This is a genomic window from Actinocorallia aurea (assembly GCF_054783995.1).
Map to the genome: position 1 here is coordinate 161,463 of NZ_BAAGPQ010000034.1, position 13,158 is coordinate 174,620.

The window sequence follows — 13,158 nt, forward strand, 5'->3', positions numbered from 1 at the left end:
CCACAGCTCAAGGCAGGAGGGGAGCCCATGACCACCCAGCTCGATCCGCCCATCCCGGCGGCGGTCGCGCCGCCGCCGGACGACCTGCGGACGCGTGCCGCGGCGCTCGCGGCGGCCAAGACGGAGATCGCCCTGGGCCCCGACCCGAAGGCGACCGAGAGCCAGCGGGCGAAGGGCAAGCTCACCGTCCGCCAGAGGCTCGACCTGCTCTTCGACGAGGGCACCTTCGTGGAGGTCGAGGCGTTCCGCAGGCACCGCGCCACAGGCTTCGGCCTGGAGCGCCGCCGCCCGCACACCGACGGCGTCGTCGTCGGATGGGGCAAGGTCCACGGCCGCCAGGTGTTCGCCTACGCGCACGACTTCCGGATCTTCGGCGGCGCCCTCGGCGAGGCCCACGCCGCCAAGATCCACAAGGTGATGGACCTGGCCCTGGCCGCGGGCGCGCCGCTGGTGAGCCTGTGCGACGGGGCCGGCGCCCGCATCCAGGAGGGCGTCACGGCGCTCGCCGGGTACGGCGGGATCTTCCGCCGCAACGCCGCGGCGTCCGGGGTGATCCCGCAGATCAGCGTGATCCTCGGACCGTGCGCGGGCGGGGCCGCCTACTCGCCCGCGCTCACCGACTTCGTGTTCATGGTCCGCGACATCGCCCAGATGTTCATCACCGGACCCGACGTGGTCGAGGCGGTCACCGGCGAGCGCGTCAGCATGGACGGCCTCGGAGGGGCCGACGTGCACGGCTCCCTGTCGGGCGTCGCCTCGTTCGTGCACGACGACGAGGAGTCGTGCCTGGAGGAGGTCCGCTACCTGCTCTCTCTGCTCCCGCAGAACAACCGCGGCCTCGCCCCCGCCGGACCGCTGGACGACCCCGCCGACCGGGGGACCGAGGCGCTGCTGGACCTCGTGCCCGCGGCGTCGGCGCAGTCCTACGACATGCACGCGGTCATCGCCGAGATCGTCGACGACGGCGAGTACCTGGAGGTGCAGGAGCACTGGGCGCGCAACCTCGTCTGCGCGCTCGCGCGGCTCGGCGGCAGGCTCGTCGGGCTGGTCGCCAGCCAGCCCGCGGCCTCCGCCGGGACGCTCGACATCGACTCCTCCGACAAGGGCGCCCGCTTCGTCCAGATGTGCGATGCGTTCAACATCCCGCTCGTCACGCTCGTCGACGTCCCGGGGTTCCTGCCCGGCAGGGACCAGGAGCACGGCGGCATCATCCGGCACGGTGCGAAGCTGCTCTATGCCTACTGCACCGCGACGGTCCCGCGCGTCCAGCTCATCCTGCGCAAGGCCTACGGCGGCGCGTGGATCGTCATGGACTCGCCCTCGGTGGGCACCGACCTGTCGCTGGCCTGGCCGACGAACGAGATCGCCGTCATGGGGGCCGAAGGCGCGGCCAACATCATCTTCCGGCGGGAGATCGCGGCGTCGGCGGACCCCGACGCGACGCGGGCCGAGCGGATCGCGCACTACCGGGACGAGCTCATGCACCCGTACTACGCGGCCGAGCGCGGTCTCGTCGACGACATCATCGACCCCGCCGCGACCCGGCTCAGCCTCATCAGGGCCCTGGAGATGCTCGAGCGCAAGCACGCCGCCGCGCCCTCCCGCAAGCACGGAAACCCCCCGATGTGATGTCCGGGACGACCGCAGCGTTCACCGTGGTGTCGGGACGCCCCGACCACCGCGAACTCGCCGCCCTCGTCGCGGCGCTCCTCGTCCGCGCCGCGGCCGCCCCGGCCCCGCGCGCCGAGATCCGGCCGTCGTGGGCGGCCCCGTCCTACATCCCGCCCGGCGCCTGGACCGCCCTAGCGCCGGGCCACGCGTTCCCGGGAGGCGCAGGTGCGTAAGGTCCTCATCGCCAACCGCGGCGAGATAGCCGTTCGGATCGCGCGCGCCTGCCGCGACGAGGGGCTGGCGAGCGTCGCGGTGTACGCCGCGCCCGACCTGGACGCGCCGCACGCGCGCATGGCCGACGAGGCGTACGCGCTCGGCGGCAGGTCCGCCGCCGAGACCTATCTCGACGCCGCGAAACTGCTGGAGGTGGCGGCGCGGTCGGGCGCGGACGCCGTCCACCCCGGCTACGGCTTCCTCGCCGAGAACGCCGGCTTCGCCGAGGCGGTCATCGCGGCGGGCCTGACCTGGATCGGCCCGCCGCCCGAGGCGATCAGGGCGCTCGGCGACAAGGTCAGCGCCCGCGCCATAGCCCGCCGAGTGGGCGCGCCCATGGCCGCGGGCACCCCGGGCCCGGTGTCCGGTGCCGCCGGCGCGCTCGCGTTCGCGGCCGAGCACGGGCTGCCGATCGCGATCAAGGCGGCGCACGGCGGGGGCGGCAGGGGGCTGCGCGTCGCGCGGACCGAGCGGGAGATCCCCGAGCTGTTCGAGGCCGCCGTCCGGGAAGCGGTCGCGGCGTTCGGGAGGGGCGAGTGCTTCGTCGAGCGCTACCTCGACCGGCCCCGCCACGTGGAGACCCAGTGCCTCGCCGACGTCCACGGAGAGGTCGTCGTGGTGTCGACCCGGGACTGCACCCTCCAGCGCAGACACCAGAAGGTGGTCGAGGAGGCGCCCGCGCCGTTCCTCACCGCGGAGCAGGACGCGGTGCTGCGCCGTGCGTCGCGCGACATCCTGCGGGCCGCCGGATACGTCGGGGCGGGCACCTGCGAGTTCCTCGTCGACGCCGACGGGACCGTGGCGTTCCTGGAGGTGAACACCCGGCTCCAGGTCGAGCACCCGGTCACCGAGGAGGTCACGGGCATCGACCTCGTCCGTGAGATGTTCCGGCTGGCCGAAGGGGAGGCCCTCGGCTACGGCGATCCCGCGCCGACCGCGCACGCGCTGGAGTTCCGGATCAACGCCGAGGACCCCGGCCGCGGTTTCACGCCCGCGCTCGGCACCCTCACCCGGTGGCGGCCGCCCGAAGGCCCCGGCGTCCGAGTGGACTCCGGGTTCGCCGAGGGCATGGCGGTGCCCGCGGAGTTCGACTCGCTGCTGGCCAAGCTCGTCGTGACCGGCGCGACCCGCAGGCAGGCGCTGGAGCGGGCCCGCCGCGCCCTCGCGGAGTTCGAGGTCGCCGGGGTGGCCACGGCGCTGCCCTTCCACCGTGCGGTCGTGGCCGACCCGGCCTTCACCGCGGAGCCGTTCGCGGTGCACACCCGCTGGATCGAGACGGAGTTCGCGCACCCCATCGCCCCGCACCCCGTCTTCGCGCCGGGCGAGGTCCAGGCCAGGCAGGTCCTGACGGTCGAGGTGGACGGCCGGCGGGTGGAGATCGTCCTGCCCGAGGGCGCCGGGGCCGGCGCGGGTTCCGCGCCCTCGGGCGGGGCCGGGCTCCGCGCCCCCGCCCGGCGCTCCGGCAGGGGGCCGAAGGCCGCGGGCGACGCGCTGGTCAGCCCCATGCAGGGCACGATCGTGAAGGTCGCGGTCGCGGACGGCGCCCTGGTCGCGGCGGGGGACACCGTGGTGGTCCTGGAGGCGATGAAGATGGAGCAGCCCGTGACCGCGCACAAGCCCGGGACCGTCAACGGGCTGTCGGTGGCGGCGGGGGAGTCCGTCGCGGCCGGAGCCGTGATCTGCGCGATCGGAGGCGCGGCCGGAACGCCTTGACACCGCTCGCGGAAGCCCAGCAAGCTAACGGTGTCAATGGAAACGGTATTCCGCATGGCGGAACAAAGCGGCTGGAGCGGGTCATGCCGTTGGAACTGAAGGCAGCCTCGGGCGCGGCGGCAGGGGCGGGCGCCGAGGGCGCGGCTCGGGTGCGGGACGCGGTGGCCGAGGTCGTCGCGGACATCCGGGAGAACGGCGACGAGGCGGTGCGCCGCTACTCGGAGAAGTTCGACGGATGGGCGCCCGAGTCGTTCCGGCTGTCGGCCGAGCGGGTCGCGGAGATCGTCGCGACGGTCGAGCCGCAGGTCATCGAGGACATCACCTTCGTGCAGGCGCAGGTGCGGCGGTTCGCCGAGGCGCAGCGCGCGGCCCTGCGCGACGTCGAGATCGAGACGCTGCCCGGGGTCGTGCTCGGGCACAGGAACGTGCCGATCTCCGCGGCGGGCGCCTACGTGCCCGGCGGGCGGTACCCGCTGGTCGCGTCCGCGCACATGACCGTCGTGACGGCCAAGGTCGCCGGGGTCGAGCGGGTCGCGGCCTGCACGCCGCCGATCCGGGGCGAGATCCCGAAGGAGACCGTCGCGGCGATGCACCTCGCCGGGGCCGACGAGATCTACCTGCTCGGCGGCATCCAGGCCGTCGCGGCGCTCGCGCTCGGCACCGAGACGATCGGCCGCGTCGACCTCATCGCCGGGCCCGGCAACGCCTACGTCGCCGAGGCCAAGCGGCAGCTCTTCGGCGAGGTCGGCATCGACCTCATCGCGGGGCCGACCGAGATCCTCATCGTCGCCGACGAGAGCGCCGATCCCGTCACCGTCGCGGTCGACCTGCTCAGCCAGGCCGAGCACGGGCCCGACTCGCCGGCCGTGCTCGTCACCACGTCCGAGCGGCTCGGTCGGGAGGTCATCGACCTGGTCGAGCGGATCCTGCCGGGCATGCCGACCAAGGACTACGCGCTGCCCGCGTGGCGCGACCACGGCCAGGTGATCGTCGCGGCCGACCTCGCCGAGGCGTGGCGGATCGCCGACTCGTTCGCCTCCGAGCACGTCCAGGTCCTCACGGCGGAGCCGCGCCGCGCGCTCACCGAGATGCGGAACTACGGGGCGCTCTTCCTCGGCGAAGGCACCTGCGTGTCTTACGGTGACAAGGTCATCGGCACCAACCACGTCCTGCCGACCCGGCACGCGGCCCGGTACACCGGCGGGCTCTGGGTCGGCAAATACCTCAAGACCGTGACGTACCAGGAGGTCCGGAACCCGGAGACGAGCGCGGAGCTCGGGCGGGTGTGCGGGCGGGCCTCGCGCGTCGAGCTGTTCGAGGGCCACGCGCGCTCCGGCGACATCCGGGCCGCGCGCTACGACGGGACCCCGGAGTGGCTGCGCGAGATCGGGGTCGAGATCCCCGGGGCCGAGGCGTGATCCCCGCTCTCGCCGGGCGTACGGCGCTCGTCACGGGCGGCGGAAGCGGGCTCGGCCGGGTCATGGCGAGGCATCTCGCGCAGGCGGGCTGCCGGGTGATCGCCGTAGGCCGCGACACGGGCAAGCTCGCCGCCGTAGAGGCGGAGTTCGCCGGGCTGGGGCTGAAGCTTCGCACCGCCTCCTGCGACGTGTCCGAAGCCTCCGCCGTCGACGCGCTGCGCGCCGAACTCGCCGAGGAGGAGGTGTCGATCCTCGTCAACAACGCGGGGATAGGCGGCCCGGTCGCCCCCATCACGGACCTCGCGCCCGAGGAGTGGGACGAGGTGTTCGGCGCGAACGTCCGCAGCGTCTACCTGATGTGCCGGGCGTTCCTGCCCGGCATGTACGCGCGCGGCGACGGCGACGTGGTGAATGTCGCCTCCGTCACCGGCAAGCGCCCGCTCATCCGCCGCACGCCTTATGCCGCGAGCAAGATGGCGGTCCTCGGGCTGACGAGGACGCTGGCGTTCGAGGCGGGGCCGCAGGGCGTCCGCGTCAACGCGCTCTCACCCGGTCCGGTGCGCGGCGAGCGGATGGCCCGGAACTTCCGGCTCGAAGCCGCCGCGACGGGCGGGACGGTCGAGGAGGCCGAGCGCGCGTTCGTCTCCCGGGCCGCCCTGTCGCGGCTGGTCGAGGAGGACGAGGTCGGCGCGGGGCTCGTCGCGATGCTCCAGATCCCCGGCATGTGCGGGGCCGACATCGACCTCTCGGCGGGCATGATCGCGCCCTGAGGCGGATGGTCGAATATCGTATACAAGTTGTCCTTCATGTTCGAGGATGGGGGCGCCGGACTCGTCCGGCCTCCCGACCCCCACCCTCGGAGGACAGCTTCATGTACGACCTCGCCATCGTCGGCGGCCTCGTCGTGGACGGCACCGGCACCCCTCCCCGCCGCGCCGACATCGGCATCCGCGACGGCCTCATCGCCAAGGTCGCCGACACCCTCGACGGGCCCGCCGAGGAGACCATCGACGCGACAGGCCTTCTGGTGACGCCCGGGTTCGTGGACGTCCACACCCACTACGACGGCCAGGTCACCTGGGACAGCGCCCTGGACCCGTCGGCGTCGCACGGCGTCACGACGGTCGTCGCGGGCAACTGCGGCGTCGGATTCGCGCCCGTGCGGCCCGGCAAGGAGGACTGGCTCATCGGGCTCATGGAAGGCGTCGAGGACATTCCGGGCGCAGCCCTGGGCGAGGGCGTCCAGTGGAACTGGGAGAGCTTCCCCGAGTACCTCGACGCCGTCGACGGGCGGGAACTGGCCGTCGACTTCGGCGTCCAGATCGCGCACGGGCCGCTGCGCGCCTACGTCATGGGGGACCGCGGCGCGCGCAACGAGGCGGCCACCCCCGAGGACATCGCGCGGATGGCCGAACTCGTCACCGAGGCCGTCCGGGCCGGGGCGCTCGGGTTCTCCACCTCCCGGACGGTCACGCACCGGGCGATCGACGGCGAGCCCGTGCCCGGCACCTTCGCCACCGAGGAGGAGCTGTTCGCGCTCGGCCGGGCCGCCGCCGCGGGCGGCCGGGTCGTGTTCGAACTCGCCCCGATGGGCACCGCCGGCGAGGACGTCATCGCGGCGAAGAAGGAGATGGTCTGGATGCGGCGGCTCGCCGCCGAGACCGGCCTGCCCGTCACGTTCGCGCTGCTCCAGGTGGACGCCGCGCCCGAACTGTGGCGCGAGCTGCTGGAAGAGTCCCTCGCCGCGTGCGAGGACGGCGCGGAGGTCTACCCGCAGGTCGCCGGCCGCCCCTTCGGCATGGTCGTCGGCTTCACCGGAAGGCACGCCTTCACCCTCCGGCCGACGTACCAGGACCTCGCCGCGCGCTACTCAGGCCGCGAACTCCTCGACCGCCTCGCCGACCCCGAGGTGCGCGCCGCGATCCTCGCCGACGCCGACACCGAACCGCGCGCGAACAGCATGGACGACATGATCGCGCTCGGCCAGGCGTTCCTCCTCGACCGGATCTACCCGCTCGGCGAAGTGCCCGACTACGAGCCCACCGCCGACAGGTCCGTCGCCGCCCTCGCCGCCGCCGAAGGCGTCGACCCCATGGGCAAGCTGTACGACCTCATGCTGGAGCAGGACGGCCACGCCATGCTCATGGTCCCCATCTTCGGCTTCACCGACGGCGACCACGAGGCCCTCCGCGAGATGCTCCTCCACCCCGCCGCCGTCTACGGCCTCGCCGACGGCGGGGCCCACGTCGCCATGGTCTGCGACGCCTCCATGCCCACCTACCTCCTGACGCACTGGGCCCGCGACCGCGCCCGCGGCGAGAAGCTCCCCCTCGAATACGTCGTCCGCAAGCAGACCAGCGACACCGCCCGCCTCTTCGGCCTGGGCGACCGCGGCACCATCGCCGAAGGCCTCCGCGCCGACCTCAACGTCATCGACTACGACAACCTCACCCTCGAAGTCCCCCGCATGGCCCACGACCTCCCCGCCGGCGGCGGCCGCCTCCTCCAGAACGCCCGCGGCTACGTCGCCACCATCGTCGCCGGCGCCATCACCCGCCAGAACGACAAGGACACCGGCGCCCGCCCCGGCCGCCTCATCCGCGGAACACGTGCTTAATTGCGCCGCCTCCGGCGGCGCGTGATCGCGCGCTTGGGACCCCGGCGCTGCCCCTCCGGCCCTGGGGGCCTCCGGGGCAGCGCCGGGGCGCGCGATCACTGGTCCTCGGCCCTGGGGGCCTGCGGCGTGACGGTTGCCCGCGGTGGTCACGGATACTCGTTGGGGCTTGGCTGCGATGTCTTTGGCGTTGGGTTCGTGTGGGGGTGGTGCTCGGGTCGGTGGGCTGTGGGGGATTCGAAGCTTGGGGTTGGGGAATTCGGTTGACCGGGTTTCTAGCCTGGGGGCATGGAAGTGGATGCGGAGAGGTTCGTCGCCGAGGGGTTCTGGAAGGTCGAGGGGGTGGTGGAACGGGCGGTGGGCGATGCGGTGCGCGAGGCGGTCTGGGCGCGGATGGGGCTGTCGGCCGACCAGCCGGACGGGTGGACGCAGCCCGTCGTCTGGACGCAGGACCTCACGGGAGAAGGGCCGTTCGGGGAGATCATGCGCAGCCCGATCCTGGCCGGCGCGCTGGACGCGGTGGCGGGGCCGGGCGGATGGACGCCGCGCGGCGCGCTGGGCAACATGCCCGTGCGCTTCCCCGGACCGGAGCCCGCCGACGACCGCGGATGGCACATCGACGCGACAGTCCAACTGCCGGACGGCTCATGGGGCGTCAGCGGACGGCCTCCGGCGATGCTCCTGCTCGTCCTGCTCTCCGAGGTCGGTCCGGACGACGCCCCCACCCGCATCCGCGTCGGCTCGCACCGGGACGCCGCCGCCGTTCTCGGCGACCGCGCCATGGACGCCTTCGAAGCCGGACCCCTGCTGGCCGAAGCCTCCGCCCACCGGCCCGTCGCCCACGCCACCGGGCTGCCCGGCGACGTCTACCTCGTCCACCCGCTCACCGTCCACGCCGCCGACGTGCACCGCGGCACTCGCCCCCGCTTCATGTCCCAGGGCCCGGTCTTCCTCCGCGAACCCGTCGCCCCAGGCGCGGCGAACCTCCTCGCCCGCGCCCTTCTCCGACCCTGACGCCGGGGACGCGAGGAACCGCCGCGACCGACCGGCGGGTCGGTCAGTGCCTCGGGGCCGCCACCAGGTGGCCGCGGACGCGTTTGATGAGCATCGCGGTCTCGTAGGCGACCATGCGGGTGTTGCGGCCCGCGTCGGCGAGGACGGCCAGGCAGCTTCCGGCGCCCGCGGGCAGGACGAAGAAGAGCTTGTCGTCGATCTCGATGACGGCCTGCCGGACGGCCTGCGCCTCGAAGTGCTCGCGGGCGCCGTTCGCCAGGCTGAAGTAGCCCGACGACAGGGCGGCGAGGAAGCGGGCGTCGGTGTCGGTCAGGCCCGCCGACGCGCTCATCACCAGGCCGTCGCGGGACAGCAGGACCACCTGGTGGATCTCGTCGACCTTGGTGACGAGCTCGTCCAGCAGCCAGTTCAGGTCGGTGCCCTGGGTCAACGGTCTCCCCTTTCGTCGCGGCGGTCGTGCGGGTCGGTGGGCTGGGCCGGGTACTCGGGTTCGTCGCGCGCCATCGACCAGCCGGACGACAGCGACGACATCAGGTCGCGGCTGCTCTCGGGGTCGGGCTCGATGAAGTCGTCGAGGAGATCCTCGTCGCGGGCGTGGCGCGGGCCGCCGCGCAGCTCCGGCGCCAGGTTCTGCTGGCGGGTGCGGCGCGGCAGGCGGCTCGGCCCGGCGGGAGCGTCCACCCGGCCCGGCACACGGGGCGGCGGGACCGAGGCGAGGGGCGCGGCCACCGTCTCGAACGCCTGCGGCCGCGGCTGCGTCCGGGTCGTGTCGGTGGACCGGTCGCGGATCGCCGGCGGGCTGCTCCGGTCGGCGAGGACGAGGCCGGTCGGGACGAGCACGACCGCGGTCGTGCCGCCGTAGGGCGAAGGCTGGAGGCGCACCCGGATCCCGTGCCGGGCCGCGAGCCGCGCGACGACGAACAGGCCGAGCCGGTCGCTGTCGGTGAGGGCGAAGTCGGGTGATTCGGTGAGCCGCCGGTTGATCTCGACCAGTTCGTCGGGGGTGATGCCGATGCCCCGGTCGATGATCTCCACGACGAGTCCGTTGGCGACGACGTCGAGCCGGACCGCGACCTCGCTCGTCGGCGGGGAGAACACCGCGGCGTTCTCGATCAGCTCGGCGAGCAGGTGGATGACGTCGGCGACGGCGTGCGCGGCCACCGCGACCGGAGGCGCGTTGACGACCTCGACGCGCTGGTAGTCCTCGATCTCCTGGAGGGCGGCGCGGACCACGTCCTCCGACGACACGGGGTGGTCCCAGGCCCGGACCGTCTGCGCCCCGGCGAGGATGACGAGGCCCTCGGCGTGGCGGCGCATGCGCGTCGTCAGGTGGTCGAGGCGGAACAGGTCGTCGAGCTCATCGGAGCTCTTGGCCTTGTGCTCCATCGCCTCCAGCAGCCGGAGCTGCCGCTGCAGGAGGCTCTGGCTGCGCCACGACAGGTTCACGAAGATCTGGTTGATGCCGCCGCGCAGCGCCGCCTCGGACACCGCGACGTCCACGGCGGTGCGCTGCACGTTGCCGAACGCCTCGGCGACGAGGCGGACCTCGCGGATCCCGCCGCCGTCGATGCCGGGCGCCTCGGTCGCGACGTCCACCTGCTCGCCGCGGCGCAGCCTGCCGACGACGCGCGGCAGCCGCACCCGGGCGAGGTCCTGCGCGGCGCCCTGGAGGCGGCGCAGGTCGGCGGAGATGCCGCGGATGAAGCGGAAGAACAGCAGGCCCGACAGCATGACGGCGAGGAAGCCGACGCCCGCGACGAGGTACAGCCGCAGCATGATCTCGTCGCTGAGCTCGCGGACCCCGACGTCGGCGATGCCGCCCGCCTCGGTCGCGGTCTGCATCCACATCGGCGCGAGCGCCGCGGTGGTGGCCTGCCAGTCTCCCATCATCGTCGGGCTGGTGATGCCCGACCGCGCGATCGACGTCTCCAGGTCGATGTACTTGTGGTAGCCGGAGGAGGCGGTGAGCCGCTCGCCGATCGCCTGGAGGTCGCCGCTCATCCGCTCCTCGCCGAGCGCGGACAGCTTGGCGCGGGCGCCGGCGAGCCGGGCGAACTCGGTGCGGGCGCCGGTGCCGAGGTCGCCGCGGAACGCGATGAGGAGCGCGTCCTGGCGCATCATGATGTCGCGCGCCCAGAGCGTGTTCAGCAGCGCCTTCATGTGCGCGTCGACGTCGACGTCCTGGATGTGCGTCACCTGGGTGAGGACCTGGATGAGGCGGTCGGAGAGGGTGTTGTACTCCTCCAGGACGGGCAGCGCGTCCTTGCCGTCGAGGACCTCGTCGCGGACCTGGCTGAGCGCGGTGAACTCGCGGGCGAAGGCCGGCAGGCCGGCCAGCTCGGCGCTCGCGCTCGTCACCTCCTTCAGGTTCGCGCCCTTCGCGAACAGCTGCACGGCGCCGTCGGTGCGCGCGGTCTGCTCCTGGAACTGCGTGCGCACCTCGGGGGTGGGCGCGGCCAGCAGCGCCGCGGCGAGGGTCCGCTCTACCTGGAGCATGACGGTGAGGGTGTTCACCGGGACGCCGAGGCCGTCGTAGACGTCGGTGAACTTCTGCTTCTCCAGGGCAGCGTCGATGCTGGACGCCGCGGCGAACCCCCACAGCCCCACGAGGGACGTCACCGGGATCACCAGCAGTAGCGCGATCCTCCGCGCGATCGGCGTGTCGCCGGTCCGCCGCATCATGCCGGGCCCTCCATCCGCTCCGCGTCTCAAGAACCGCTTACGGTAGTGGGGCGAACCGGACGGATGACAGGGGCTTCGTATAAATTATTAGCTGCGTGACAAAGTGGACGTCGTTTGTCAGAAGAACCGACACTGGTCACGCGGGTGCGGACGGGATTCCGCGCGTCTTCGCGACAGGTTCGCCGGCGGCCCGGCACGCGGTCGCCGAGGAACACGACGGGGCGGCCCGGGGGATCGGCCCTCGATCTCCGGAAGTCGGGCCGAGCTGGCACAATGGAACAGGAACCATGTTCCGATTGTGACTTGTGGAACGTCGCTCCGTCCCGGCAGACCGGGGCGGCGGTCATCTGGGAGGGCTCGGCGTGCTGGAGGGCGAGGCGGGGCGCGGGGCTCCGCGCAAGCGGACGGACGCCCGGCGCAACGAGCGGACCCTGCTCGACGCCGCGGCGGCGGTCTTCGTGGCCGCGGGCGTCGAGGCGCCGATCCGCGACATCGCGGCGCGCGCGGGCGTCGGGGTCGGCACGGTCTACCGGCACTTCCCGACGCGCGCGGACCTCATCATCGCCGTCTACCGCCACCAGGTCGAGGCCTGCGCGGAAGCGGGACCGGCCCTGCTGGCGGGCGGCGCGACGCCGCACGCGGCCCTCGGTCGGTGGCTCGACCTGTTCGTCGACTTCCTGGTCACCAAGCACGGCCTGGCCGCCGTGCTCCAGTCCGACGCGGCGGGCTTCGAGGCGCTGCACGCGTACTTTCTCGACCGGCTCCTGCCGGTGTGCGCCGATCTGCTCCGGGCGGCGGTCGAGGCCGGGGAGATCCGCCCCGGCATCGACGCCTACAGCCTCATGCGCGGCGTGGGGAACCTGTGCATCGGCGTGGAGAACGATCCGCGCTACGACGCGCGCCGGATGGTCGCGCTGCTCGTCGACGGCCTCCAGCGCCTTCCGGACCCGCAGCGCCTTCCGGAAGGGTGATGCCGGAACTGTGTTCCGCGGAGTCCGGGTCAGTCTTCCCAGGCGAAGGTGACCGGCTCCAACTCGTCGCCGGGCCCGTAGACGTTGCCGAGCAGCCAGACGCCGTAGTTGGTGAGCGTCGCCGAGGCCTTCGCGGTGCCGTCGCCCTGCGGCACGATCTCGCCCAGGTCGGCGATGGCGATGCGCTGGGAGCGGTCGGTCTTGAGCTTGGCGGGGTTCACGACGGACAGGGTCGCCTTGCCGTCCTCGGCGACGTCGATCCACGGGTCGGCGAGGGTCACCTTGAGCATGCCGCCGTGCGCGTCGAAGTCGACCTGGCCGGTGAACCTGCCCTTGCCGTCCCCGGCGGGGAAGAGGAACTCCGTCTCGCTCGGGGCGATGTCGGCGCCGTCGGAGACCTTGATGTCGCCTTCGGCCGCCGTCACGTACCTCAGGAAGCTCGCCTTGAGGCCCCAGACCAGGCCCCCGCCCGCGTTCCCGCTCATCGCCTTCTCCTCACGCCCTAGGCTCGCGCGGGACACGTGACGGACCCGCCCGCCGACCCTAGCGCCGCCGAGATCGCAAGGCGAACACTTCCCAGGAACCGGGGCGCTTCGGACGTCGGCCCCGGAGGTCGGACCCGGACTCAGACGCGGTGCGCGAGGCGGGCGTCGGGCCCGGGGTAGATGAGCGTGCTGCGGCCGTTGTCCTCCCAGCGGACGTAGTAGGGAGGGGCCCCGTCCGGGTCGGGGATCCCGATGATCTCACCGGCGCGATCGGGCGTGTGGTCGTCGGGGCCCAGCAGGATGAGGTGGTCGCCGACTGCTGCTTTCATGGGGTGCTCCTCCCCGACGTGCTCCGATAAGCCCACTTCCAGTGTCCG

The 13,158-nt window shown here is 73.1% G+C and carries 12 protein-coding genes; 8 read left to right on the top strand and 4 right to left on the bottom strand.

Going from position 1 to position 13,158, the window contains the following annotated elements; translation table 11 throughout:
* Window positions 1–27 precede the first annotated feature (27 nt).
* From ACYVOM_RS36505 to ACYVOM_RS36535, 7 genes are all read left to right on the top strand, one after another.
* Entirely contained in the window at window positions 28–1,629 is a 1,602-nt protein-coding gene (locus ACYVOM_RS36505) for an acyl-CoA carboxylase subunit beta (RefSeq protein ID WP_460308167.1), read from the top strand.
* Window positions 1,629–1,844 (top strand): acyl-CoA carboxylase epsilon subunit, encoded by a 216-nt coding sequence (locus ACYVOM_RS36510; RefSeq protein ID WP_460308168.1) that lies wholly within the window; start codon window positions 1,629–1,631, stop codon window positions 1,842–1,844. Before ACYVOM_RS36505 ends, ACYVOM_RS36510 begins: the two co-directional genes overlap by 1 nt.
* Complete coding sequence (locus tag ACYVOM_RS36515) at window positions 1,837–3,597, top strand: acetyl/propionyl/methylcrotonyl-CoA carboxylase subunit alpha (RefSeq protein ID WP_460308169.1); 1,761 nt, start codon at window positions 1,837–1,839, stop codon at window positions 3,595–3,597. Before ACYVOM_RS36510 ends, ACYVOM_RS36515 begins: the two co-directional genes overlap by 8 nt.
* An 83-nt stretch (window positions 3,598–3,680) precedes the next feature.
* Complete coding sequence (gene hisD / locus ACYVOM_RS36520) at window positions 3,681–5,015, top strand: histidinol dehydrogenase (RefSeq protein WP_460308170.1); 1,335 nt, start codon at window positions 3,681–3,683, stop codon at window positions 5,013–5,015.
* Entirely contained in the window at window positions 5,012–5,785 is a 774-nt protein-coding gene (locus ACYVOM_RS36525) for an SDR family NAD(P)-dependent oxidoreductase (protein ID WP_460308171.1), read from the top strand. Before hisD ends, ACYVOM_RS36525 begins: the two co-directional genes overlap by 4 nt.
* 101 nt (window positions 5,786–5,886) lie before the next feature.
* Window positions 5,887–7,632 (top strand): N-acyl-D-amino-acid deacylase family protein, encoded by a 1,746-nt coding sequence (locus ACYVOM_RS36530; protein ID WP_460308172.1) that lies wholly within the window; start codon window positions 5,887–5,889, stop codon window positions 7,630–7,632.
* 285 nt (window positions 7,633–7,917) lie between these two features.
* Window positions 7,918–8,643, top strand: a complete 726-nt coding sequence (locus ACYVOM_RS36535) for a phytanoyl-CoA dioxygenase family protein (protein ID WP_460308173.1) — start codon at window positions 7,918–7,920, stop codon at window positions 8,641–8,643.
* Window positions 8,644–8,686: 43 nt separating this feature from the next.
* Here ACYVOM_RS36535 and ACYVOM_RS36540 read toward each other — a convergent pair whose 3' ends face one another.
* Together ACYVOM_RS36540 and ACYVOM_RS36545 are read right to left on the bottom strand one after the other, a co-directional pair.
* Window positions 8,687–9,073 (bottom strand): roadblock/LC7 domain-containing protein, encoded by a 387-nt coding sequence (locus ACYVOM_RS36540; protein WP_460308174.1) that lies wholly within the window; start codon window positions 9,071–9,073, stop codon window positions 8,687–8,689.
* Window positions 9,070–11,325, bottom strand: coding sequence for a sensor histidine kinase (locus ACYVOM_RS36545; protein WP_460308175.1), 2,256 nt, complete (start codon window positions 11,323–11,325; stop codon window positions 9,070–9,072). Before ACYVOM_RS36545 ends, ACYVOM_RS36540 begins: the two co-directional genes overlap by 4 nt.
* 362 nt (window positions 11,326–11,687) lie before the next feature.
* On the opposite strand from ACYVOM_RS36545, the gene ACYVOM_RS36550 reads away from it, so the two are divergent.
* Complete coding sequence (locus ACYVOM_RS36550) at window positions 11,688–12,296, top strand: TetR/AcrR family transcriptional regulator (RefSeq protein ID WP_460308204.1); 609 nt, start codon at window positions 11,688–11,690, stop codon at window positions 12,294–12,296.
* Window positions 12,297–12,325: 29 nt separating this feature from the next.
* On the opposite strand, the gene ACYVOM_RS36555 is transcribed toward ACYVOM_RS36550, so the two are convergent.
* Together ACYVOM_RS36555 and ACYVOM_RS36560 are read right to left on the bottom strand one after the other, a co-directional pair.
* Window positions 12,326–12,781: an HtaA domain-containing protein gene (locus ACYVOM_RS36555; RefSeq protein ID WP_460308176.1), complete on the bottom strand. Its 456-nt coding sequence runs from the start codon at window positions 12,779–12,781 to the stop codon at window positions 12,326–12,328.
* Window positions 12,782–12,921: 140 nt separating this feature from the next.
* Window positions 12,922–13,110 carry a DUF1918 domain-containing protein gene (locus tag ACYVOM_RS36560; protein WP_460308177.1) on the bottom strand — a complete coding sequence of 63 codons (189 nt, stop codon included), beginning with the start codon at window positions 13,108–13,110 and terminating at the stop codon, window positions 12,922–12,924.
* Window positions 13,111–13,158 lie beyond the last annotated feature (48 nt).